Source organism: Halococcus sediminicola, assembly GCF_000755245.1.
Classification (GTDB): Archaea; Halobacteriota; Halobacteria; order Halobacteriales; family Halococcaceae; genus Halococcus; species Halococcus sediminicola.
Genome location: NZ_BBMP01000007.1, coordinates 389,522 through 413,146, shown reverse-complemented (window position 1 = coordinate 413,146; position 23,625 = coordinate 389,522). Strand labels below are relative to the sequence as shown.

Here is a 23,625-nt window from a genome sequence, read left to right as displayed (position 1 = left end):
GGGTGGTTAGGCGGTTCGGTTTCGGAACTCAGTCCATCTGTGAGGGGTCGCTCATCCCCTCTTTGACGCCGAAGTTCACGAGACCGACGTTCACCGGCCACGCGACGAGGAAGCCAATCGACAGCGAGAACGCAAGTGCCAGCCAAAAGAGTACGTCGGTTATCAGCGCCTCGCTCGCCAGCAGCAGGTCCGTGCCGATGGCGGCGATCTCCATCAACGTGATGGAGGGCGTCTCGCTCCAGAGGGCGTCGGTCACGGCCTCTTTGAACCCGACGCCGTCCTGCATGAGCGGGCCAATCGTGAGCGCGAACCCGAAGAGATAGGCGAGGGCAAACGTGACGCCGGCGACGGCCACGAGTCCCCACCCCAGCAATCCCTGCGCAAGCGTGATGCCGACGATTTCGCCCGCGCCACAGCCCGAATAACAGTGCGAGGTCGAGCGAAAGCCACGTTTCCAGAGCGAGTCGTAGTCGATCTGTGTTCTCCCAGTGTACCAATAGACGGCGAGACCGAGCGGTCCCGAGTAGGCCACCGTCAGCGTCCAGACGAACTTCATCATCGAGCCGATGACCTCGTTGTTCTCCCGGAGGTCCCACCAGAGCACGCCGAGCGAGAGCAGGACGATGATCGCCCAGACGGCGAGCACGGTCGGGTTCGAGAGAATCGGTACCAGCACCTCGCGTGCGGGTTCGAAGGCCCGTTCAATCGTCTTGATGATGCCGGTGGCCGCGGGTGGTGCATCGATCGAGAGTGCCGACGCTACCGGAGCTATCGGTATTTCACTCATCGGAATACCATACGAACCCATCGTTTATTCGGTTTCTGGTTACGATTCGAAACCCGCGGCCCCGTCGTTTCGACATACTCATCGGCCGGCACAGTCGCGTGGATGGTCGTCGCACCGCTGTGGTATCGAATGCTCTTCGATTTGCTGGGTCGAACGCTTCCTCCCATGTGAAATCGAGACGGAGTGCTTTTGACCTCTGCTAGGCGAAAGGACGGAAAAACAACAGCAGTAAGCCACGGGTGCAGTATGAGCGTAACAGAACCGACGAGTAGAGCGGAATCGAGTACAGTGAGTCAGAGTATCAAGCTGCTTGCGAGTACGAACGTACTGCTGGGTCTCTGGCTGGTCGTTGCTCCATTCCTCTGGAACGCACCGACCGCCGACCTCTGGAGCGATGTGATCGTCGGTGCGCTTATCACCCTGCTCGCCGGCTACAACTGGGGGTGTGAGTAGCTTCGACGCTCCGACGGGGACCTCCACATCCTAGGAACGGACGGAGTACAGACCAAACCCTGTTTGTTGAAGGAATGTTGTCGTACGTCGCCGCAGTTACGCCCTGATAGCGAGCGTCCGTGCCGGTTTTCGTCCGACGCTCGTTCCTGCGCTCGGTGTTCGAATCTCAACCACCTCCATTGGGATTCTGTTAGGCGACACCGAAGAAAAGGAGGATCTCGTTAGTTAGTATGCAATGGCATCGAGCCAACTGAATCTGGACAAGGAAACCGAATCGTGTTTGGACAGCTGTCTCACCGCCGCGCAGGCCTGTGAGTGGTGTGCCGACGAGTGTGCCGGTAGCGAGGACATGGCGCGGTGTCTCCGGCTCTGCCGGGACGTCGCCGACCTCGCGTCGCTGTGTGCGCGCATGTGTACCCGCGATTCAGAGTTCAACTCGCAGCTCGCCGAGGCCTGTGCCGACGCCTGCGAGGCGTGCGCCGAGGAGTGCGAACAGCACGACCACGACCACTGTCAGGCCTGCGCCGAAATCCTGCCCCGGTGTGCCGAGAGCTGCCGGGCGATGGCCTGAGGACGGTCTACACGACCCAGCAGGCCCTCGACGCAGGACAGTAGTATGCGAATTGCCGTTTTTCCGGCAATAGAATGGTCTCCATGAGTGGTTTTCATGGAATTCGGACTAACCGAAACAGGGTATGCCATCGATGAATTCATTATCGGAAATGCCTCGTAGACGGCTTCCCAAACGGAAAAAGATCGCTCCGTGATACGCGATGGACCAAGTGCTGTTCGGCTGGGGAAGTAGTGATGAATAATAGTGGTATGATGATTACTTCGACTGACGAGGGATCGTCCATTCCAGGGGGGCGCTGTGGGTATTCGTTTGAGGGCGACTCCGAGGCTATCGGTGCGTACAGTTGCTGGCGGCCGTCATGGCAGGACACTGGCCGCTGTGTCTGGCACGCCGAGCGAGCAAACAAGCCCCCGAGTGTGCTCGCCGCGGCTCGTACCGACTACCCAGAGCGGTTGGACGGGGCGTATCTCCGAAATGCATCGATAGATTCGAATGTTTCGTTCGCGGACTGTACACTCCGGAATGCCTGCCTGACGAACGCGAACCTCCAGAACATCGACTGTAGTCGGGCTGATTTCTCTGGGGCAAACTGTATCGGCTGTGATCTCTCGGATAGTGTTCTCGACGCCGCTTGTATAGATGGTGCGACGCTCGATAGAGCGGATTTCTCACACGTCAGCGGTGCGGAGGCGACCCTCGTTGACGCGACGCTCGTCGGTGCCGATCTTTCGCACGCACGTTTCGAGGAAGCCGATCTCTCGGAGGCGGACTTCACGGATGCCACCCTTAGCAACACGACTCTTAGGAGGGCAAGGCTCTGCGAGGCGCGCTTCGTCGATGCAACGCTCAAGGAGACGCTCTTGGTCAAAACTGACCTCTCGGAGGCGAATTTGGAGTACGCAGCGATGATCCGGACCGACCTCCGCGGTGCGGACCTTACTGGAGTTCATTTCTATGGTACCGTCCACGATAACTGCCGGATCGACCACCGGACGACCCTCGATGGAGTCTGTAGCTACGAACAGATGGTTCCCGAGGGGACGTCGCTCAGGACAGTCGTCACCGATGGAGATGTCGATCTGCTGGATAAAGCGATCTGGACGTACGGCGCCCTGCAAACTATTTCGCGGGAGAACAAGCTGAACCAGCAGGCGAGCGACTACTATGTTCGTCAGCACGACACCCAGCGGCGGCAGGTTCGGGCGAGAGGGCAGTACCTCCGCTGGGCGAAAGCCGAAGGTGCACGTTGGGTGATGCAGTACGGGGAGGGAATCTGGAACGTGGTCTATACTGCACTCGCGGTGATCGTTCTCAGTACGCTGCTCTATCCTCTCTCCGTGGTTGGTGGGTTGCGGCGGCCAAGTTCGGGAGCTGTCCTCACGTATGCAACGGGTGGCTCGCTCGATCTCCTGACGATCACGGGTCTCGGGAACCTGCTCTCAGTTCTCGCAGAGAGCTTCTACTTCAGTGTCGTCACATTCACAACACTTGGCTACGGAGACTGGATTCCACTCGGGTATTCGAAAGGAATCGCAATGGCGGAGTCGCTCATCGGGACGTTCATCGTGTCGATCCTGATTTACGTGCTCGCGCGACGAGTTATGTGGTGACGGTATGACCACAGCGAACCCAGAGCGATTGCTTCCTCGATTTTCGAGCCTAAAACCGGACGGCTGTTCGGCCGACGCAGGTAGGGACGACGAACTGGGAACTACTTACTCGGTCTCAGACGGCGGAGTGCGTCCGGCGAATCTGCTGAGATCGACCGCTATCGACTCGGTTCGAACAACCTCGTCTTCGTACTGATAAGGGGCCGCCTCGTCAAGCCTGAACTGAGCGTTCGTTTTCGTTGCTGGGTATGCAACCACACGAATCGTGTGTTCTCCTGAAAGCGTGGTCCTGAGAACAATCGGATACCCATCCGAGAACGCCCCGTTGTCGGTGGGAGCTTCGGCCCGAGTCATCCCGAGAACGGTATCGCCTTCGAGGACGACCAAGTGAACCCGTGCGCTATCACTCCGGTCGAGATCGACCCACACGGTATTCGGACGCCAAATCGTGCTGCCTATCTCGCCGAGCGCATAGAACGAGATTTCGTTCACACCACCGCAAGCGGCTCCAGTCTCCCACTGAGGGATAGTTGTGGACTCCGGTTCAGTAGTGGTGATCTCAGCTCGTGGCAGCCCTATCGGTGAGTCTGGCGTCTCAGTTGAATTTTTCCGAGTCGGTTGATCGCTGGATCTGCTTGCTGTTGTCGGGCTATCGTTCGAGCCACGTAGTGGACCACCACTACAACCTGCGAGGGAAGCCAGAGCCGCTATGGATCCAGTGAGGAATACACGTCGTTTCATGGATGGGACTTGGAGAGGGAGAATATGTAGTTTTGAGAGTGGTGAGTGGGAAGGACGTTACTTCGACTCGTCGCTCCGAAGTCGGAGAGATCGTCAGTGGTGAAGTGTTGTATCATCACGCTATCGTGTAGAGGACGAGATTTCGAATTCCGGGAACGAGTCCGGCAAAGCCCGCTACGAGAAAGAGAAGCCGCGTCCCGAGCGGCGTCGTTTCAGTATCGGTGGCAACCACCCATACCAGACCCGTTGCGAGACTCAGTTTGATGACGACGAAGAGCCACCCGACACCAATTATCGATGCGGTGGGAAGCGTCGCAGCGAGGTCCAAAACCGCTCGTGAAAGCGGTACCTGCTCGGAGACCGAGAGCACATCGACGCCGACCGCTGTCGAAACAGCGTCGAGCGCCTGTCCGAATACGATGAACATACCCGTCCAGCCAGCCCCTCTGGATACCGATGGTGAGGCGAAATGGACAGTCAGCCAGACCACGGCCGTGAGTGCAACCGCTCCGAGAACACTGACAGCAGGCCACAGAACATGCACGTGGCTAATATCACGCAGAAACGAGGGGAGACACAGAAGTCCTCCCACAGAGATCCCCACATCGGTGGTGAACCTCGTCGCTGCCCGCATGCGAACATCACTCTGGTTCATAGGAAAGTTACTATCGGGTCCTTGATTACCGATTGGTTGGGTAATTCCACTATCGATCGTCGTTCTGTTCCGGTTTTCGTGCAGCGGCGATGAAAATCGTTCCGCCGTTGAACGCAGTTACCCTTGTCGCGCCGAATCGAGCGTCGAGCGCCTCCGGAACGTTCGCCTCGGGAAACCAGTTCGTCGCATACTTTGAAAGCGGGACGATTACGGGGTTGAGGAGCGTCCACGGAAACGCCTGAAACGGCTGTGCGTCGAGGACGACGATCCGACCACCGGGGCGGAGTGCTCGATACGCTGCATCGAGCGCGCCCACTGGATTCGCCATTGCACTTAGCGTCATCGAGGCATAGACAGCATCGAATGCCTCGTCATCGACGCCGGGGTGGCCTGAATCGCCACGTATTGGGTAAACGTTCTTCCAGCCTGCCTTCTGAACTCGTTCAGCGGCGCGCTCTACCATTCCGTGGGTGTAGTCCACGCCGACAATATTTCCGCGACCCCCTACGCGAGTACGAAGCGTGTCGAAGGAGTTGCCCGGCCCACAGTCGAGTTCCAGCACGCGCTCGCCGGAATCGAGGTTGAGCGCCTCCACCGCCCGCTCGCGGAGTTCGGTCTTACGACCGAGGAAGCCGACGTCGTAGAGGCGACTGAACAGGCGTTCGTGACGGCTCCACCAATTGTAGATGGATTGACCGCGCTCGCTCACGAGAGGTCTACCCCACGGAGTCGGCGTGCGTTGATGGCGACGATGATCGTCGACAGCGACATGAGCACCGCCCCGACCGCGGGCGAAAGCAGGATACCAATCGGTGCGAGTACCCCCGCGGCCAGCGGGAGCGCGAAGACGTTGTAGCCGGTCGCCCACACGAGATTCTCCTGCATCTTTCGATAACTCGCCTTCGAGAGGCGCACGAGTCGCACCACGTCGAGCGGGTTGTTCTCGACGAGGATGATGTCGCCCGATTCGATGGCGACGTCAGTACCCGAGCCGATGGCGATACCGACGTCCGCGCGGGTCAACGCGGGCGCGTCGTTGACGCCGTCGCCGACCATCGCAACCATCTTTCCCTCCTCTTGCAACTCCGTGACCATCCGGTCTTTCTCTTCGGGGAGGACCTCCGCGAAATACTGATCGATGTCGAGTTCCTTCGAGACGGCGGCCGCGACGTCCTCGGAATCACCGGTGATCATCGCCACCTCGATGTCCATCTCGTGGAGCGCCCGAATCGTCTGGTGGCTCTCTTCGCGGATCACGTCCGCGAGCGCGAACGCGGCGACCACGTCGGTCTCCTCACGAACCAGATAGATGACCGTCTGTGCGTTCGCACCAGCCTCTTCGGCGAACGACGTGATGGATTCGGGCCGCTCGATGCCGAACTTTCTGAGGAGGTTCGGGCCGCCGAGATGCACGGTCGTCTCATTCACGGTAGCGCGGACACCAAGTCCGCGGAGGTTCTCGAACTCCGAGACGCCTGGACGGTCGACGTCGCGCTCGTCGGCCGCGTTCCGAATGGCGCGGGCGATCATGTGCTCGGAGTCGCCCTCGACAGCGGCGGCCACGCCGAACGCCCGCTCTTCGTTCCAGTCGTCGGCCGTTTCGACACCCACGACGCCCTGTTCGCCTTTCGTGAGCGTTCCCGTCTTGTCGAACATCACCGTATCGAGATTGCGGGACTCTTCCATGGCGATGCGGTCGCGGATGAGCATCCCGTTTTGGGCCGCGGTCGAGGTGTTGATGGCGACCACAAGCGGGACCGCCAGCCCCAGCGCGTGTGGACACGCGATGACGAGGACGGTGACGACGCGTTCGAGGACCATGATATCGAAGCCAGTCGCGATAACCCAGCCGACCAGCGTGAGAGCCGCAACACCCAGCGCGACGTAGAACAGCCAGCCTGCCGCCCGGTCGGCGAGCAGTTGGGTCCGGGATTTCGACTGCTGGGCCTCGTCGACGAGGCGCATGATACCCGCCAGCGTCGTCTCCTCGCCTGTCGTCGTCACCCGCACCCGAAGGCTGCCATCTTGATTGACCGTCCCAGCGACGACCTCGTTGCCGGGTTCCTTCCCGACCGCGCGGGACTCGCCAGTAATCATCGATTCATCTACTGAGGATTCGCCCTCAATGACCTCGCCGTCGGCGGGGACGCTCGCGCCCGGACGGACGAGCACGACATCGTCCTCGGTCAACTCATCGATCGGAACTTCCTCGGTATCGCCGCCCTCGGTGACGCGCTCCGCGGTGTCGGGCATGAGCTTTGCGAGTTCGTCGAGTGCGCCCGAGGCCTGCCGGACCGAGCGCATCTCCATCCAGTGGCCCAGCAGCATGATATCGATCAGCGTCACGAGCTCCCAGAAAAACGGCGTCGTCCCCGGAAGGACGAGGCTCGCCAGCGAGTAGACGAACGCGACGGTGATCGCCAGTGAGATGAGCATCATCATGCCCGGCTCTCGGTTCTCGAACTCCGTGCGAGCCATCGAGAGGAACGGTACGCCTCCATAGACAAAGACGACCACTGAGAGAACCGGCGTTATCCATTCACTACCGGGGAAGGCCGGCGCGGTGTAGTTGAAAACGTCCTGGATGAATTCGCTGAAGACGATGACCGGAATCGAGAGCACGAGCGATATCCAGAAGCGCCGGCGAAACAGCTGTTCGTGGCCCGAGTGGTCGGTCTGGGCGATGTCACCGCCGCTATCGCCCCGGTGGGCCGGCGGTGTGTCGGTGGTCGCGGGGTCGTTTCCTCGTTCGGCCTCGTCACGTGTCGAATGTTCGCTCATAGTAGGTAGTGTCCTGTTTTCGTGTTCAGCCGGTGTATTCGATGATACGTCCCATACCGCCGTCGAGATGGTAGATGTTGTGACAGTGGAACAGCCACTTGCCGGGGTTGTCCGCGAGGAAGTCAATCGTGACTCGGCCCATGTGGCCCGGCACCATTACCGTGTCCTTGAGCGCGTTGCCGACGCGGAAGAAGTGCCCATGAAGATGCATCGGGTGGACCACCGGGCTTCGGTTGGTCATCTGTATTCGGACGTGCTCGCCAGCCTTCACCGCAAACGGGTCCGCGTCGGGAAATCGCTGGCCGTTGATGAGCCACGTTCCCGGACCGCGACCCGCCGAGAGGGTGACGTCGAACGTTCGGTCGGGCGATCCCTGTAGCCCCTCGATGGATTCGACCGCCTGGAGGTCGCCGTAGCCGAGTTGACCTCCATCGAACGACGGTTTGCGTGGAGTGCCGGTCGCACCCTCGTATCGCAGCGTCGCGGTCGCCGGTTGCTCGTCGCCATCGACTGACCGGGCCTCGATGGCCCACGCTCCGGAATTGTTCGCGTCGACGACTGCATCGTAGCGCTCGCCGGGGCCGAACGAAAAGGAGTCGGTCGTGACGGGTTCGACGGGCCGGCCATCGGCATGGGTGATGTTCAGTCGATGGCCACCGAGACCGACGTGAAACGTCGTCGCCCCGCTGGCATTGATGAATCGGACTCGGAGTCGTTCGCTCTTTTTGATGGTAAACTCCGATGGATTTGAGGGAAGGCGGCCGTTTGCGAGCAGCCCCGCGTAGTCCGGCCGCGAGGCCATATTCATCCCGTTACCCATGCCACCGCCCATCTGATTGCGACCCATACCTCCGCCCATTCCACCACCCATACCGCCTCCGCCCTGAGCGGCCCATTCGGATTCTGGTTGCGGGGCACCCCGCAGGTAATCGTTGAAGACCACGACGATGTCGCGGTCGAACGCGACGTGTGGCGACTCCTCCTCGATGATGAGCGGGCCGATAAGGTGGCGGTCGAGCTGCAGCCCGACGTGACTGTGATAGAAGTACGTCCCGGCCGGCGCTGCCTCGAACGTGTAGGTGAACGATCTATCGGGGTCGACGGGCGCTTGCGTGACGTCCGGCACGCCGTCCATCGGGTTGGCGAGCGGTATGCCGTGCCAGTGTATGGTGGTCGGGTCGGAAAGCTGGTTTTCGAGGTCGACTTGCAGCACGTCACCCTCGGCGACCCGCAGTTCCGGTCCGGGCGTCTGTCCGTCGTAGAGCCATGCGGGATTCGAGCGGTCGGTTCCGTTGGGCGAAATCGGGCCGGTCGTGGCGGTGAGTGTTCGCTGCTGGTCGGCGTCTTTCGGGACGGCCGGCGTTTGCGAGGCGGCCGTCGTGCTGGATGGGTCGGCGTTCGATGTTGCCGAAGTAGTCGTCGAGGACGAGCCGGCGTTCGATGACGAAGACGAACAGCCGGCAAGCACGCCGAGAGACGCGCTCCCGGCGGCTGCGAGCAATCGTCGTCGTGTAAGGTCGAGGGTCATGGGGGAGAGGGAGTCAGTCGTTGCCGAGTTTCTGTCGACGGGTTTCGAACTCCTCGTCCGAGAGGTCGCCGCGAGCGTAGGCGCTACGGAGTTCTTCGTGAGCACCGTCACGCGAGCCGGTGTGGTCGGTCACGCGACGGACGAGGAGATAGCCGGCTCCGAGAACCACGAGGAGCACGGCGAGCGGGACGAGCAAGCCGATGAATCCGAATGTTCCCTGCCCACCGTAGCCGTACATCCCGCCCATTATCGGCATTGCGAACCCCATCACGAGCAGCGGACTCAGAATCAGGATTCCGAGACCGATCAGCAACACCGTCGTGAGGTCCGTTCGAGTCTCGGCCATCGTTACGCTCCCTCGCCGATGGTTGCGAGGACGCGCTCGAAGCGCTCGTGGACCTCCTCGGCGATGGAATCGAGCGCGGGGTTGTCGGTGATGCCGACGAGTTGTCCCGGATCGACCGCGCTCACGGTCACGCCGTCGTCGGATTCGTAGACGATGACGTTACACGGCAAGAGCGCACCCAGTTCGGGTTCTTCGTCGAGTCCCTCGTGAGCGAGCTGTGGGTTACACGCGCCGAGGATGCGGTACTGTCGGGTGTCGATGTCGAGTTTCTGTTCGAGCGTCTCACGAACGTCGATGTCACTGAGGACGCCGAACCCCTCCTCTTCGAGCGCATCGGTCGTCGCGGCCACTGCGTCGTCGAACGGCTCGTCGGTGGTCGTGGTGAGTGTGTACGCCATTGATTTGGTCGTGTGTAGTAGTGTGTTTTCTGCACTATATCGATCTTTTGTTTTTGTGGAGTGGAGTAGGCGGGAGTGCTCACATCGAGGCTTCGTAACCCGCGTCTTCGACCGCTCGGGCGAGGACGGCACTGTCGGAATCACCCTCGATTGTCGCGCGTTCCGCCTCGTGATCCGCGCGGGCATCCGAGACGCCGGAAACACTCTGAAGTGCCTCTTCGACGGTCTGTTCGCAGTGTTCGCAGCTCATTCCTTTGACCGTGATCGTGGTCGTCATACAGGTGATTCTATGTCTGCTCGATTTATTTCGGTTTCTGCTTCGATAATGGTGATTTGGCGGTCCCGAAACTGTTGGCTCCAAAGTGAACATTCGGAAGGACATTTATTGGTCGATGCCATCAAATATGGTATGCGCGATCTCGATGAAACGGACCTCGAAATCCTCGAACTGTTGCTGAGCGATGCACGTCGTCCGTGGAGCGAAATCGCCGAGGCGGTTGATCTGTCGGCACCGGCCGTCTCGGATCGTGTCAAGCGGTTACAGGAGATGGATATCATCCGACGCTTTACGCTCGATGTCGATCACTCACAACTCAGCGAGGGTGTGCCCGTTCTCCTGACAGTGACTGCACACGCGGATGAATTCGACTCCGTTCATGAGACGCTTCTCGATGCCGAGGCGGTCGAATACGCCTTCACGACCGCGGAGAACGATATTTTTTGTTATGCACGGGTGCCTGATGGAGATGTCCCAGCGTGGCTTTCGGAAATTCTCGGCGAGAGAAGCGTGGAAGAGTACAGTGTAACGCTTCTGACTGGTGCCGAGTGGACACCTAGCGTCGGCGGGACGGAGTTCGCATTGACGTGTGCTGAGTGCGGCAATACCGTCACCAGCGAGGGTGTTGCCACCCGTATCGGCGGTGACCTGTATCAGTTTTGTTGTCCATCGTGTGAGGCCCGCTTCGAAGAGCAATATGAACGATTAGAGGAGGCAACGAGTTAAATCGGACGTACTCGAATTTGGCTTTCGAATCACAAGCTCATACGGACCCGAATCCTGTATATCAGAAGAAAAACCGCATTGAATGAGGACCCCGTATGTACTATTGATGAGTCACCGAAAAACACAACTCGACATACAGGGCATGAGTTGTGCGACATGCTCCCAGTCGATAACGGAATCCGTGGAAGGGCTTGCGGGGGTGAGCGAGACAAATGTCAACTATGCGACCGATGAGGGAACCGTCGAATATGATCCCGACGAGGTGTCGCTGGCGGACATCTACACCGCGGTCGACAACGCCGGTTACGAGGCGGTGAGCGCCTCGACCTCCATCGCCATCACGGACATGACGTGTTCGAACTGCGCCGAAACCAACCAAGAGGCACTCGAAGATGTCCCGGGCGTGATTTCGGCGGAGGTCAACTATGCGACCGACGAAGCGAACGTCGAATACAACCCCGCAGAAACCGACCGAGAGCAGCTCTACACGGCGGTCGAGGACGCAGGCTACTCGCCGGTGCGCGACGACGGCAGCGGCGATTCCGAACAGGACCAGCGCGACGCCGCCCGCGAGGGCGAGATTCACCGCCAGCTCCGGCTCACCCTCTTTGGCGCGGTGCTGTCGCTGCCGCTGATCGCGTTCATGGTCGAGAAGCTGCTGCTGGGTGGTGGGGCGCTCCCCGAGACGATTTTCGGCATCGAGTTCGGCTGGGTGGAGTTCCTGCTTGCGACCCCAGTCCAAATCGTGCTCGGCCGGCCGTTCTACGAGAACGCCTACAAAGCGCTCGTCAAGAACCGCACCGCGAACATGGACGTGCTCATCGCGCTCGGCTCCTCGACGGCCTACCTCTACTCGGTCGTCGTGCTACTGGGCGTGCTCGCGGGGAGTCTGTACTTCGATACGGCTGCGTTGATCCTCGTGTTCATCACGCTCGGCAACTATCTCGAAGCCCGCTCGAAAGGGCAGGCGGGTGAAGCCCTCCAGCAATTGCTCGAAATGGAGGCCGACACCGCGACCGTCGTCGACGAAGGCGGTAACGAGGAGGAGATCCCGCTCGATGAGGTCGATGTCGGCGACCACATGAAGGTCCGCCCGGGCGAGCAGATCCCGACTGACGGCACCGTCGTCGACGGACAGTCCGCCGTTGACGAATCGATGGTCACCGGCGAGTCCGTGCCCGTCGAGAAGGAGGAAGGCGACGAGGTAGTGGGTTCGACCATCAATGAAAACGGCGTGCTGACTGTCGAAGCCACCAAGGTCGGCGCGGACACGGCGCTCCAGCAGATCGTCCAGACGGTCAAAGAAGCGCAGTCGCGCCAGCCCGACATTCAGAATCTCGCCGACCGTATCTCGGCGTACTTCGTGCCGATCGTCATCGCCAACGCGCTGCTGTGGGGTCTCGTCTGGTATCTGTTCCCCGCGGCGCTCGCGGGCTTCGTCGACTGGCTCCCGCTGTGGGGACTCGTCGCCGGTGGGCCGACGGCCGCCGGTGGCGGCGTCTCGGTCTTCGAGTTCGCGGTGGTCGTCTTCGCCTCTGCCGTGTTGATCGCCTGTCCCTGTGCGCTCGGGCTGGCGACGCCGGCGGCGACGATGGTCGGTACCTCTATCGGCGCGAAAAACGGCGTCCTGTTCAAGGGTGGCGACGTCCTCGAACGCGCCAAGGATGTCGATACGGTCGTCTTCGACAAGACCGGGACGCTGACCGAGGGCGCGATGGAACTGACCGACGTCGTTCCCCTCGATGGAAGCCACACCGCCACCGACGGCGGCGAACCGACGACCGACGGCGGTGCGGTGCTCGACGAGCGGTCAGCGGTTGACGAGGAGACGGTGCTCCACGCCGCCGCGAGCGCCGAATCCGGCAGCGAGCACCCGCTCGCGCAGGCTATCGTCGACGGTGCCGAAGAACGCGGCATCGGTCTCACCGACCCCACCGAATTCGAGAACGTGCCCGGTCACGGAGTCCGTGCGACGGTCGACGGCGAGGAGGTGCTCGTTGGCAACCGTAAACTCATGCGCGACAACGACATCGACCCCTCGCCCGCCACCGAGGAACTCGAACGGCTCGAAGGCGAGGGCAAGACCGCGATGCTCGTCGCGCGCGGCGATACCCTACTGGGTCTCGTCGCCGACGCCGATACGGTCAAAGAGAGCGCAAAAGAAGCCGTCGCGGCGCTCCATGAACGCGATCTCGCAGTCCACATGATCACCGGCGACAACGAGCGCACGGCCGCAGCGGTCGCCAAGGAGGTCGGCATCGACCCCGACAACGTCCGCGCGGGGGTCCTGCCAGAGGACAAATCCGACGCGCTCGACGACATCCAGTCCGACGGTACGAGGGCGATGATGGTCGGCGACGGCGTCAACGACGCGCCGGCGCTCGCGACCGCCTACGTGGGCACCGCCATCGGCTCCGGCACCGACGTGGCCATCGAGGCTGCCGATGTCACCCTGATGCGCGACGACCCGCTCGATGTAGTGAAGGCTATCCGCATCTCCGACGGCACGCTCCAGAAGATCAAACAGAACCTCTTCTGGGCGCTCGGCTACAACACGGCGATGATCCCGCTCGCCTCGCTGGGACTGCTGCAACCCGTCCTGGCCGCGGTGGCGATGGCCTTTTCGAGCGTCTCGGTGCTCTCGAACAGCCTGCTGTTCCGTCGGTACACGCCGGACCACGACTACAAGCTGCTCGGATTCCTCCGCTAACGAAGCGGAAATCTCCTTCTATGACTAATTTCACACGTCGAGTAGTCCGGCATACTTGGTCCAACAAGCAGATTGTGAGCCGACGTATCTCAAGGCTCGTGATATCGCGGACGAGATCGACGAGACGCCGAAGGCGGTAGCCCAACACCTACAACGACTCCAGAACGAACTGACCGGAATCACACTCGAACAGTGGGGTCGCTCGAAGAGTGTCACATGGCTCGTTCAAGAAGAGACTGAGTGAGGATGAATCATCAATCACGTATTGAACCACCACACATAAACAGTGGAGGGAGCGGCAGTTTCCAACGAATAGTAGTTCAGACAACATCCTAACAAATTTTCAACAATGGACTATCCACCTATCGAAGAGCACGGATCATCGGCAACTTAGAAACTGTTGCTCTCATCAATCACGATGGTGTAGTCGACTGGTGTTGTCTTCCTCACGTCGAATCGTCGAGCCTCTTTGCACGGCTGTTAGATGCTGAGGATGGCGGTCACTTCACCGTTCAACCTGCTACCCCCTTCGAGGCGAGCCACGAGTATCTCGACCGGACGAACGTCTTGGAGACACGGTTCGAGACGACTTCGGGACAGGCGACAGTCACCGATTTCATGTCCATTCCGGATATTGCCGAAGCTCATCAGGTTCCTCAGGCGACGGTTTTCCGTAAACTCACCTGTGAGAGCGGCCACGTCGATATGGCTGTCGAGTTCGAACCGCGGTTCGATTACGCGCGAACGAAACCCACCGTTGAGGAGGCACGTCATGGCGTCGTTGCAACCAGTAATGAGAAGGAAGTCTTTCTCTCGGGATCGGTTCCGTTTTCGATCTCGGATCACGCTGCCCACACCTCAGTAGCACTATCGGAGGGTGAAACGCGTTGGCTCGTACTCGGTCACGACCAGGAAATCCCGATAGAACCACCCCATCCATCAAGAGACGCTTGCCGACGTCATCGACTACTGGCGTGACTGGATTCACCAGTGCCCGGAGTCCGAAATCTGTTCGATTGATGGTCGGTGGCACGATCTGGCGATTCGTTCAGCACTCGCTCTGAAGCTGCTGACCCACCACGAGACGGGAGCCATCTGTGCTGCACCGACGACCTCACTCCCCGAAGACATCGGCGGCGTTCGCAACTGGGATTATCGGTTTAACTGGATTCGTGATTCAGCTCTTACCGTGCAAGCGTTTGCCGAGTTGGGTCATCTCGAAGAGGCCACACAGTATTTCGACCTATGAGCCACTGTTCACAGGGTGATCCCGCGGATATCCAACCACTGTATGGGCTGCACGATCATGACTACCACCAAGAACACATACTCGATCATCTTTCGGGCTACCGGAACTCTACACCCGTCAGAATTGGCAATGCGGCGGTCGAACAGCAGCAACTCGATGTATATGACGAGTTGATTCAGGGCATCTATGAGACGATGCGCTACGGAGAAACGCTCTCTGAGGACGACTGGGATGTAATGAGAGTCATCATCAACTACGTCTGTGAGGCATGGCAGGAACCGGATGTCGGAATCTGGGAGTTGCGGGACGATCCTCAGCAGTTGGTTCATTCGAAAATCATGTGTTGGGTAGCACTGGATCGAGTCATCAATAGTATTATATCTTCTAGATAAGTTTATCTCTTCTTGAGAGGTATTAGTACCGTGAAATTCAATCGTCGAACCATGCTGAAAGGCTCAGCACTTGGATTATTAGGGGTCAGCGCGGACTCCCTTGGTAAAGGACGAGCGTCCGTTGACGTCTCAGCGACCAATGGATCAATGGTGAACCCGGCAACAAATACCGTCTCTACCGCCACAAACACTTGTCGGAGTACGTCGAAAAATTCTGCCGTCGTGGATATTTCCCAGAATTCCACTCCGCTAGTTGGGGAGGTGCTCTCTGCTCCAATTCCCTTCACTGGCTCTGACGGGCAGACGTACCTGGCATACGAACTCATGTTGACAAACTTCACAACTGGGCCAGTAACTATAGAGCAGCTTGAAGTAATCAACGCAGATACTGGTGCTGCGATTCATGCGCTTGATGCAGATGAGGTGGCCAATCGTCTCCAACCAGCAGGGAGACGAGATACTGTCGCGTCGTTCGACCCGGCAATGACAGCTCTCGTCTTCTTGCATGTGAACGTCGATGAATCATCTGATGTCCCCGAAAGACTGATCCATCGGGTATCTCTGAAAGCCGAAGCCGCACCGCCGGATCAGCAAGAGCTCGTAGAATCAGTGGGAGAAATCACGGTTGACCTGCGCGATGTTGTCACCGTTGGGCCTCCTCTGAGAGGTTCGAACTACATAGCGGCCGATTCATTTGGAGACGCAGTCCGTCATACCCGGGCGACACTTCCAGTCAATGGTCAAATCTGGCTCGCACAGCGCTATGCAGTGGACTACGAACAACTCGATGCCAAGGATCGCATCTTTGACGGTCCACGGGAAGACCTCGAAAGTTACACTATATACGGGGAGAAAGCGATCGCGGTCGCTGACGGTACGGTGGTCAAGGTAGTCGACGGCGTTCCGGAGAATGTTCCGGGTGAGTTTCCGGAAGAGATCATCCTCGAGAAGGCGGATGGCAACGCAGTAATCCTCGATCTTGGCTGTGAGAACTACGCGCTGTATGCGCACTTCCAACCGGGCAGCATTCGCGTAGCGGAAGGTGATCACGTCGAGCAAGGTGACGTTCTGGGACTGGTTGGCAACTCAGGCAACAGTATCGCTCCTCACTTGCACTTCCACGTCATGAATCGACCGCTGTCATTAGCCTCCAATGGTCTGCCGTATCTGGTCGATTCATTCACGATTCTCGGACAAACGGCGGGAACTACTGCGTTCGATCAGGCCGAAGCGGATGGGCAACCGCTAGCTGTTAATCGATTCGATCCACCGGTAGAGTCCATTGGCACCTTACCTCTTGACCAGATTGTAGTGGACTTCGACTGATTCAGAAACCCGGAGAAATCAGCAAATTGCCCAGCGCTATTGTCGACAAATTATAATGCGTACTTCGCAGCATGACCGATTCAGCTGTATGCCTACCACGGGAGAGGAATGGGTTAGCCTGATCGATACGCGCCCTATATTCAGCAGAGTTTGTACGAACTGCCGACTTTCTGGCGGGAGCGGCGTGCTAGATCGAGAGGATGAATTCAGCAATGGTCAGTAACCACCTCCGATTCGCATCTTCTGGAACGCTCGGTGCTACCGAGTAGGAAGATTGAGGGTGGCGACAGGAGAGTGGAGACTCATGAATTTGACCGTTCACGAGGTGCGGAACACGATTCGAGCGGCGACGGGTCGCTTCGAACGGGAGTTCGAGGCGTCGTTCACGAAGAGGAGCTACAGGCGATCTGTGAGGCGCTCGAGGTCGATGTCGACGAGTCGGGACAACCGTCGGCGACGCGGATGCGCCAACTCATCCGGGCGCAGGTCGGCGTCGCGGAGTCGCTGGAGACGGCAGACGACTCCACGTTCAGAAAGGCTGACCTTCAGGCGATCTCTGACGCGGTCGGGGCGTCCTCCGAGTCGTAGCTGGCAGTCACTAGATCGGTTTGCCTGCCGTGGTTCCTGAACCGACGTATTGAGTGAGAGCGATTGGAGAGATAGAACGAACTCCGGCTACTCTTCAAATTCGTGGGTGAGCAGGCTCCAAAGTGTGATGTCCTTATACTCGCCTTGCTTGTAGTAGGCATCGCGTTTCGTTCCTCTTGCTGAAATCCGAGCTTTTCGAGGACACGCTTGCTCGCGGGATTGTCCGCCTGAACGCTCGCCTCGACGCGGTGCGCATTGAGTTCGTCAAAAGCATAGGCAACAAGCAGTTGCGCCGCCTCGCTTGCGTAGCCGTTGCCCCAGTAATCAGGCAGGACGTAGTATCCAACGTAGGCAGCGTGAGCACGCACGTCATGGAGGTTCGTCACGGCCCAGCCAACGACCGTGTCCTCGGCATGGATCGCACAGAGCGCGCTCGGGTTCTCGGTGCTGTGTCCCTCGTTGATCTTTTCACGTGTCTATGACCGTGTATCGCATTCACCGTACGAGCCAGTTGCACGCATCTCAGGTTCGTTTCGTGATTGACGGTAGACTTCAACGTGGGTCTCGTTGTCGGGGTCAAGCGGGACCAGTTCAATGAGATCGGTGGCGAGGAATGCCATGTCCCTACAGTTGAGCGAGACAACATATTTCTCCCGACTGTGCAGATCTAGCCACGCTGCCAGCCGTGTGCTTAGGATTCGTACAGTTGTTTCGTCGGATCCATGCCGGACGAGCGAGCGTCCTCGTCAAAAGCCCCCTCGCATTGCGCGGTGACGCAGCGATGACGACGGAAGGACGTTATCCATGCACGTCCGCACCATCTACTTACTACCACTCGACATCGTGTAGTGTATGTCGACAGCATCCAGTGCGGAAACGCGTTCCATCGCGGATAGTGGGAACTTGGTTGCAGCAGCAATCGCGGGGGTTATTGGAACGATTGGGTTCGGTGGGTTGCAAATGGTCATGGGAAGTGCACAAGTCATCGCCGGCGCATTCCCAGCACTGTACACGCTGGATCCATCCTTGGCGGTGGGATGGGTCATTCACTTGTTCCACGGCGCGGTGCTCGGGATCGTTTTCGCTGCTATCGTTTCTCAGACTCCGCTACGCCAGTATCTCGATAATATCCTCGCAATGGTCGGGCTAGGATTAGCGTACGGTGTCGTTACAACGGTTGCACTAGCGTGGATACTCCTCCCGGTTTGGTTAGGCGTGGTCGGTTTTCCGCAGGCCCCACCATTCCCAAACATTGCTGTGAGTAGTTTGATCGGTCACCTCGTCTATGGCGCTCTCCTCGGCGGGGTCTATGCTCCGCTTCAGACCCGGCTTTGACTCCCTTCGGGCGGTGGCGCAGAAGTCCTCACACTGTCCGCCATATCGAGCACGAAACACCTGTCGAGGAAATCCTCGACTGCATCAATTGATGTCAGGATGCTGGTGTGGACGCTGTCGTGGACTTCGTCGTCGGCGACGAAGTCCGCTCGATCGCTGGCTATCGCCGTGCCTACGAGGCTGCAACCGACCAGACGCTCGTTCCTTCCAGTTTCTACGACCGCTTCACCGAGGAGTTGGCGACGCTCCTGCGCGACCTCCTCAATCACCCCGTCGAGGAGGTGACGAACGTCTGACTAGACACTGCCCCCGAACAGAGGACTACAAACAGACCCACCACGTCCCGGAAGGGGCCAAGGACATAATATTTGAGGAATTCGTTGACGCTCGTGAACGGCTTATTATGGAGTACATCCTTGAACACCAACCGTTCTAATTGCTATTCGCTGCTCAGGGCACAACCGCTGTAGATTGGTTGACGGTCAAGAAACCAGGGTTTCTCACGCTGACAAAATTCTGCGTAGAATGTTAGTGAAAATTGTGACGTTACCTAAATCGGTCGGGAACAATCCTTGCTAGCCGAAGCGCGTTTGACGTCACACCAAGGCTCATTCCCATGTCTCCTACAACAACAGCGACGGCCACGTTTACTAGACCAAAGGGGACACCTATCGCTAGCAATGCTTTCACACCAATGCTTCCCCAAATGTTCTGTTGGATAACGCTGTTCGCCTTCCCTGAGAGCCCATAGAGATATGGGAGCTTCGAGAGCTCATCACTCATTAGCGCGACGTCCGCTGACTCGACTGCTGTATCGGTCCCTGCGGCACCCATTGCAACTCCAACTGTCGCCGTCGCAAGTGCTGGCGCATCGTTGATTCCATCGCCAACCATCATCATTCCGCCATATTCCTCGTCAAGTGTGGCCACCGTCCCAGCCTTCTGTTCAGGTAGCAATTCGGCGCGCACATCGTCGACTCCTGCTGCCTCACCGACCGCTTGTGCGGTCAGCTCATTATCACCGGTGAGCATCACGGTGTGTTCAATGCCTAACTCGTGCAGACGCTCAACCGCCTGTTTCGCCTCCGTGCGGACCTCATCAGCCACTGCAATCACACCCAGAATCTGGCTTTCAGTGCCGACGAGAATCACGGTCTTCCCCTCGGACTGCAGGTCTTCGATCGTGTTTCTACTATCCTCAGTAGGACTCTGACTAACGGAACTCTCGACGGTGACACCGCCGTCGGACCTAGTACGAGCAGTGTCAAGCGAAACACCTAGTTCTTCGAACAGCGCAGGCTTTCCGGCGAAGTATGTTTCGTCGTTCAATTCTGCTTGAATTCCTTTCCCAGTCAGACTCTCGAATGTAGAGACGCCAGCGATCTTGACGTCTGCTTCGTTAGCCCTCTCAACGATCGCTTTCCCGATGGGGTGTTCACTCCGCGATTCGAGACTTGCTGCTAAGGATAGAATGGATTCTTCGGATTCGCCGCTCTTAGGAATAACGTCGGTCACAGAGAGTTCGCCGTGCGTGAGTGTTCCCGTTTTGTCGAATGCGACGGCTTTCACCTTTCCAACTGATTCTAGATGTCTGCCACCCTTGATCAGTACGCCATTCTTCGCGGCACTCGTAATCCCGGAGACGACACTGACGGGGGTACTAATGACCAATGCGCACGGACACGAAAGGACGAGAAGCGCTAACCCGTGCTTGAACCACGTTGCCCAGTCGCCAGGGAATACCAGCGATTGACCGGCGATACCAACCGAGATAGTGCTGTCGATGAGTAGTGGTGGCACGGCAGCAACGAGGACAGCGAGTGTGACGACAACCGGTGTGTATTGGCCAGCGAATCGGTCGACGAACCGTTCGTGTTCGGTTTTGTCTCGCTGAGCATCCTCGACAAGTTGGATAATTCGGGCAAGTGTGCTATCTTCGGCCGCAGAGGTAACCTCAACTTCGAGATACCCCTCTTTATTGATAGTACCCGCGTATACTTCGTCATCGTTCGTCTTATCAACGGGAATGCTCTCGCCAGTGATTGGAGCCTGATTGACTGCACTTTCGCCTTCAACAACGGTTCCATCAGCAGGGATGCGGTCGCCGGGCCGAACGATGGCCCTGTCACCTACTCGTAGTTGTTCAACTGGAATGGTCGTTTCCTCGCCGTCTCTGCGAACAGTTGCAGTCGTCGGCGAGAGGTCCACCAACTCACGAAGCGAGGAGCGAGCGCGATCCATTGCATATTCTTCCATTAACTCGGCAACGCTGAACAGCACGGCGAGCATCCCAGCTTCGAGATAGAGAGCTTCGCTAAAGACGAGGCTCGCGATAATCGCGCCGAGAATACCGAGACTCATCAGGAGGTCGATGTCCAGCGAACGCGTGCGGAGAGAATAGTATCCGTTTCGAAGGATCTGCTCGCCACTCACCAGCGCTCCAGCGAAGTAGAATAGTTCAGCGGTGCCGACCTCGCGGCCGAGTGGCGCGATGAGTGTTACGTTGAATCCGGATAGAAGGAAGTCCAGTACGAGGCCGATGAGCAGCAACCCACCACCAACCCACGTTTTGAGTGCACGAGGACTCAGCCAGACATCTCGTGCTCGGTTTTCTTCCACGAGGTCTTCGTTCGCTGTGTCTGGGTCAGTCTCTTCGACAGCGTAGCCCGCACTCTCGATCGCACTAACGAGATTGGCATGAGAAGTTCGTCCAGGGTCATAGGTTGCGATGACAGTGCCAGTTGTTGGGAGGGTCTCCCGCTCCTGAATCCCTGTAACGGAGTCAAGCGCATTTTCGATTTTTCCGGCACAGGACGCACAATCCATAGTAGGCACGTCGAACCGCTCGGTCTGGAGGTCATCCCGTGATTCGACGTCGTAGCCAGCAGCCTGCACACGTTCGATGAGGTCGTCGGCTTCGACCACTTCTGGGAGATACTCGATGTGGACGGTTCCAGTCATCACCTGTGGGTCGACCGTAACGATGCCGTCCCGTTTTGAGACACTATTGACGATCCTCTCCGCACAGGAGGGACAGTCCATCCCCGGTACGTCCAGTGTGACAGTTCGGGAATCAGTATCGCCCGAACCAAGTCTATCTGTACTCATCATCCCATTGAATGATTTCTACGGACAAACGCTTTGAGTTGGTACACACCAACTCCACTCAACTATCGGACGAAGGGAGGGGGGAGGTGGATGGAGAAGAAGTTGCGATATAGGTTTCAGCTAGCTGCGCTTCAGCACGGCGGAGTCGATATGCAAGTGTTGAGCCGGGGATATCGAGCTTTTCAGCGAGTTCGTAGGTTTCTATCTCGCGAGGTGTCTGGTAGTATCCGTGTTCGATAGCTGTACGGATGGCAGCGTCCTGTTCGGGTGTGAGGGTGGACTCAGCAGTTTTTGAAGCTGCGGTGGTCGTATTACCGATTCGGAGAAAAGTTACACCGGTAGTCTCATCGATTTCGAACTGAATAGCGTTCTGAAAATCACCAAACGAAGTGCTGTCGGATGCAATGATATGCCACTCATATTGGCGTCCAGCCCACCCCGTCTCAAAGATGAGACCATCACCGAAGTGATCGAGAGCGAGGTGAGGGATCGAAGTACAGGCTGGAGTACGTGTCCAATATGAGTAGAGGACGAGCGCATCCTCATTCCGGTCAAGGACCTGGGTTTCCCAATCAGCTTCACAATCACGGCGAGCTAAACAATCGGTGTAGTACTCAGTATTGGCGACGGTTTCAGTAAGTTTGTCAAGTGCATCCTGCCTTCCAGTGATGTGGTCGACACGCCAGAGATGATTGGAAGTAACGTGGCACGAAAGCGAGCGAATCTTGGTTTCCGGATTAGCAGCGAGGATATCAGCAACGGCGTTTGTCTCCGGAGCGTACTCGAGAGCAAAGACAAATTCACGCATACTCCCGATAGGATCGAGAAGGGTATGAGCGTGTTGACGTTCTCCTATTCACTCAGGAAGCCACGCAAACACTTCTTCTCACGATATAAATTGAATTAGGCGATGGACCTCTCATAAAGTGCTGTAGAACAGAAGATACTCAATGGGAATGGTCATAAAGGAGTGGATTCAGCGCCATCAAATTCTCGTCTACGCGGTCGGTGTCCTTCTCGCGATTTTTGTGAATACTGCTCGGTCGGAGCTAAGTTCTACTCTGGAACAACTCATCAATCCTGTTCTCGTAGTGCTGCTATATGTGACGTTTCTCGAAGTGCCTTTTACTGAACTCCGAAATGCGTTCACAAACACCCGATTCATGCTTGCTGCGCTAGGGATGAACTTCCTCGTAATCCCAGTTATTGTCTTCATTCTCGCTCGATTTCTTCCACAAAACCCAGCTATTCTCGTGGGGGTATTCATGGTCTTGCTCACACCGTGTATCGACTACGTGATCTCGTTCACGGAACTGGCGGGCGGTAACTCAGAGCAGATCACGGCTGCGGCACCAGTACTGTTGCTCGTCCAGTTGTTGCTTCTCCCCGGATACCTCTGGGTGTTCATGGGCGAACGGGTGGCAGAATTCATACAGGCGGGTCCATTCATTGAGACGTTTTTGCTCATCATCGCTCTTCCATTGACGCTTGCGTGGCTCACTGAGGCAGGAGCAGAGCGTGCCGAGATTGGAAAACGATTGAAAGACACGATGGGGTGGTTGCCAGCTCCGATAATGAGTGTCACGCTGTTCGTAATTATCACCTCCCAGCTATCGCGTGTCGAGAATTCGATCAATCAGGTTGCTGTAGTAGTCCCCGTTTACGTGGCCTTTCTCATCATCATCATGCCTCTACTCGGATAGGGAGCGACCTGTCTTTTACCGATGGAAGTGGGGAAAAGTCGTGCTCTCGTGTTCACGTCAGTCACTCGAAACTCACTGGTCATTCTTCCACTGACTCTGGTCTTACCAACTGGCTATGAGCTCACACCGGCGGTAGTGGTGACACAAACGCTCGTTGAGTTAGCTGGAATGGTCGTTCTCATTCGGATGGTGCCCGCTTGGCTCATCCCAGCATCAAAACCAGAATCAGTAGATGATATGGCCATTAAGACAAAAGAATGACAGCTATAAACTTGTTCACACGGAATTCGAGATTCTTGAATGAGGGCGGCAGATACAACTGCTAGTGGTTCGGTCTT

General features: G+C 57.9%; 24 protein-coding genes and 2 pseudogenes. 14 read left to right on the top strand and 12 right to left on the bottom strand.

The genetic code is table 11. The annotated features are described in order from the left end of the window. Positions 1 to 28: 28 nt before the first annotated feature. Positions 29 to 787, bottom strand: coding sequence for a DUF4396 domain-containing protein (locus ACP97_RS06265; protein ID WP_079977568.1), 759 nt, complete (start codon positions 785 to 787; stop codon positions 29 to 31). A gap of 288 nt (positions 788 to 1,075) precedes the next feature. On the opposite strand from ACP97_RS06265, the gene ACP97_RS18985 reads away from it, so the two are divergent. The 3 genes from ACP97_RS18985 (at position 1,076) to ACP97_RS20745 (ending at position 3,424) form a co-directional block, all read left to right on the top strand. Continuing rightward, complete coding sequence (locus tag ACP97_RS18985; RefSeq protein ID WP_161782618.1) at positions 1,076 to 1,240, top strand: SPW repeat domain-containing protein; 165 nt, start codon at positions 1,076 to 1,078, stop codon at positions 1,238 to 1,240. Between the two features lie 235 nt (positions 1,241 to 1,475). Then, positions 1,476 to 1,811, top strand: a complete 336-nt coding sequence (locus ACP97_RS06260) for a cytoplasmic protein (protein ID WP_049996963.1) — start codon at positions 1,476 to 1,478, stop codon at positions 1,809 to 1,811. 236 nt (positions 1,812 to 2,047) lie between these two features. Further along, complete coding sequence (locus ACP97_RS20745) at positions 2,048 to 3,424, top strand: pentapeptide repeat-containing protein (RefSeq protein WP_154019960.1); 1,377 nt, start codon at positions 2,048 to 2,050, stop codon at positions 3,422 to 3,424. A 105-nt stretch (positions 3,425 to 3,529) separates the two neighbouring features. Here ACP97_RS20745 and ACP97_RS20165 read toward each other — a convergent pair whose 3' ends face one another. The 8 genes from ACP97_RS20165 to ACP97_RS06210 all read right to left on the bottom strand — a co-directional run bounded on the left by ACP97_RS20165 (position 3,530) and on the right by ACP97_RS06210 (position 10,150). Beyond that, positions 3,530 to 4,165, bottom strand: coding sequence for a hypothetical protein (locus ACP97_RS20165; RefSeq protein ID WP_161782617.1), 636 nt, complete (start codon positions 4,163 to 4,165; stop codon positions 3,530 to 3,532). Positions 4,166 to 4,280: 115 nt separating this feature from the next. Continuing rightward, positions 4,281 to 4,799, bottom strand: a complete 519-nt coding sequence (locus ACP97_RS06240) for a DUF63 family protein (protein WP_237561108.1) — start codon at positions 4,797 to 4,799, stop codon at positions 4,281 to 4,283. Positions 4,800 to 4,869: 70 nt separating this feature from the next. Beyond that, positions 4,870 to 5,529 (bottom strand): class I SAM-dependent methyltransferase, encoded by a 660-nt coding sequence (locus tag ACP97_RS06235; protein ID WP_049996960.1) that lies wholly within the window; start codon positions 5,527 to 5,529, stop codon positions 4,870 to 4,872. Continuing rightward, positions 5,526 to 7,601 (bottom strand): copper-translocating P-type ATPase, encoded by a 2,076-nt coding sequence (locus ACP97_RS06230; RefSeq protein ID WP_202593568.1) that lies wholly within the window; start codon positions 7,599 to 7,601, stop codon positions 5,526 to 5,528. The genes ACP97_RS06235 and ACP97_RS06230 overlap by 4 nt, the downstream gene beginning before the upstream one ends. 25 nt (positions 7,602 to 7,626) lie before the next feature. Further along, the gene (locus ACP97_RS06225; RefSeq protein ID WP_049996959.1) at positions 7,627 to 9,129 is read right to left on the bottom strand and encodes a multicopper oxidase family protein; all 1,503 of its coding nucleotides are present in this window, start codon (positions 9,127 to 9,129) and stop codon (positions 7,627 to 7,629) included. Between the two features lie 13 nt (positions 9,130 to 9,142). Continuing rightward, on the bottom strand, positions 9,143 to 9,475 hold the full coding sequence (locus ACP97_RS06220) for an SHOCT domain-containing protein (protein ID WP_049996958.1): 333 nt from the start codon (positions 9,473 to 9,475) through the stop codon (positions 9,143 to 9,145). 2 nt (positions 9,476 to 9,477) lie between these two features. Continuing rightward, positions 9,478 to 9,873 carry a DUF302 domain-containing protein gene (locus tag ACP97_RS06215; protein ID WP_049996957.1) on the bottom strand — a complete coding sequence of 132 codons (396 nt, stop codon included), beginning with the start codon at positions 9,871 to 9,873 and terminating at the stop codon, positions 9,478 to 9,480. Positions 9,874 to 9,952: 79 nt separating this feature from the next. Beyond that, positions 9,953 to 10,150, bottom strand: coding sequence for a heavy-metal-associated domain-containing protein (locus ACP97_RS06210; RefSeq protein WP_049996956.1), 198 nt, complete (start codon positions 10,148 to 10,150; stop codon positions 9,953 to 9,955). Between the two features lie 132 nt (positions 10,151 to 10,282). Here ACP97_RS06210 and ACP97_RS06205 point away from each other — a divergent pair, with 132 nt between their 5' ends. The 8 genes from ACP97_RS06205 to ACP97_RS06175 all read left to right on the top strand — a co-directional run bounded on the left by ACP97_RS06205 (position 10,283) and on the right by ACP97_RS06175 (position 17,141). Then, a complete protein-coding gene (locus tag ACP97_RS06205) occupies positions 10,283 to 10,876 on the top strand; it encodes an AsnC family transcriptional regulator (RefSeq protein WP_049996955.1) in 594 nt (197 codons plus the stop codon). 106 nt (positions 10,877 to 10,982) lie between these two features. Next, positions 10,983 to 13,586, top strand: coding sequence for a heavy metal translocating P-type ATPase (locus ACP97_RS06200; protein WP_049996954.1), 2,604 nt, complete (start codon positions 10,983 to 10,985; stop codon positions 13,584 to 13,586). Between the two features lie 55 nt (positions 13,587 to 13,641). Beyond that, on the top strand, positions 13,642 to 13,830 hold the full coding sequence (locus ACP97_RS21395) for a DUF7123 family protein (protein WP_449404917.1): 189 nt from the start codon (positions 13,642 to 13,644) through the stop codon (positions 13,828 to 13,830). Positions 13,831 to 13,925: 95 nt separating this feature from the next. Further along, positions 13,926 to 14,564 (top strand): trehalase-like domain-containing protein, encoded by a 639-nt coding sequence (locus ACP97_RS21245; protein WP_394297700.1) that lies wholly within the window; start codon positions 13,926 to 13,928, stop codon positions 14,562 to 14,564. Then, complete coding sequence (locus ACP97_RS21240; protein WP_079977566.1) at positions 14,521 to 14,835, top strand: glycoside hydrolase family 15 protein; 315 nt, start codon at positions 14,521 to 14,523, stop codon at positions 14,833 to 14,835. The genes ACP97_RS21245 and ACP97_RS21240 overlap by 44 nt, the downstream gene beginning before the upstream one ends. Then, positions 14,832 to 15,227 (top strand): glycoside hydrolase family 15 protein, encoded by a 396-nt coding sequence (locus ACP97_RS21235; protein ID WP_079977560.1) that lies wholly within the window; start codon positions 14,832 to 14,834, stop codon positions 15,225 to 15,227. The genes ACP97_RS21240 and ACP97_RS21235 overlap by 4 nt, the downstream gene beginning before the upstream one ends. 30 nt (positions 15,228 to 15,257) lie before the next feature. Beyond that, positions 15,258 to 16,553 (top strand): M23 family metallopeptidase, encoded by a 1,296-nt coding sequence (locus ACP97_RS06180; protein ID WP_079977559.1) that lies wholly within the window; start codon positions 15,258 to 15,260, stop codon positions 16,551 to 16,553. Between the two features lie 294 nt (positions 16,554 to 16,847). Then, positions 16,848 to 17,141 carry a hypothetical protein gene (locus ACP97_RS06175; protein ID WP_202593567.1) on the top strand — a complete coding sequence of 98 codons (294 nt, stop codon included), beginning with the start codon at positions 16,848 to 16,850 and terminating at the stop codon, positions 17,139 to 17,141. Here ACP97_RS06175 and ACP97_RS20735 read toward each other — a convergent pair. Beyond that, the gene (locus ACP97_RS20735; protein ID WP_336884753.1) at positions 17,099 to 17,527 is read right to left on the bottom strand and encodes a GNAT family N-acetyltransferase; all 429 of its coding nucleotides are present in this window, start codon (positions 17,525 to 17,527) and stop codon (positions 17,099 to 17,101) included. The genes ACP97_RS06175 and ACP97_RS20735 overlap by 43 nt on opposite strands. A 466-nt stretch (positions 17,528 to 17,993) precedes the next feature. Here ACP97_RS20735 and ACP97_RS06165 point away from each other — a divergent pair, with 466 nt between their 5' ends. Together ACP97_RS06165 and ACP97_RS06160 are read left to right on the top strand one after the other, a co-directional pair. After that, positions 17,994 to 18,476, top strand: coding sequence for a hypothetical protein (locus ACP97_RS06165; RefSeq protein ID WP_049996949.1), 483 nt, complete (start codon positions 17,994 to 17,996; stop codon positions 18,474 to 18,476). 87 nt (positions 18,477 to 18,563) lie between these two features. Beyond that, a pseudogene (locus ACP97_RS06160) lies at positions 18,564 to 18,760 on the top strand (IS4 family transposase); the annotation flags it as partial. A gap of 262 nt (positions 18,761 to 19,022) precedes the next feature. Here the strand turns inward: ACP97_RS06160 and ACP97_RS06155 are convergent. Next, entirely contained in the window at positions 19,023 to 21,584 is a 2,562-nt protein-coding gene (locus tag ACP97_RS06155) for a heavy metal translocating P-type ATPase (protein ID WP_049996988.1), read from the bottom strand. A 58-nt stretch (positions 21,585 to 21,642) separates the two neighbouring features. Then, on the bottom strand, positions 21,643 to 22,392 hold the full coding sequence (locus ACP97_RS06150; RefSeq protein WP_049996947.1) for a helix-turn-helix domain-containing protein: 750 nt from the start codon (positions 22,390 to 22,392) through the stop codon (positions 21,643 to 21,645). 148 nt (positions 22,393 to 22,540) lie between these two features. Here ACP97_RS06150 and ACP97_RS06145 point away from each other — a divergent pair. After that, positions 22,541 to 23,548, top strand: a pseudogene (locus tag ACP97_RS06145) (arsenic resistance protein). Positions 23,549 to 23,625 lie beyond the last annotated feature (77 nt).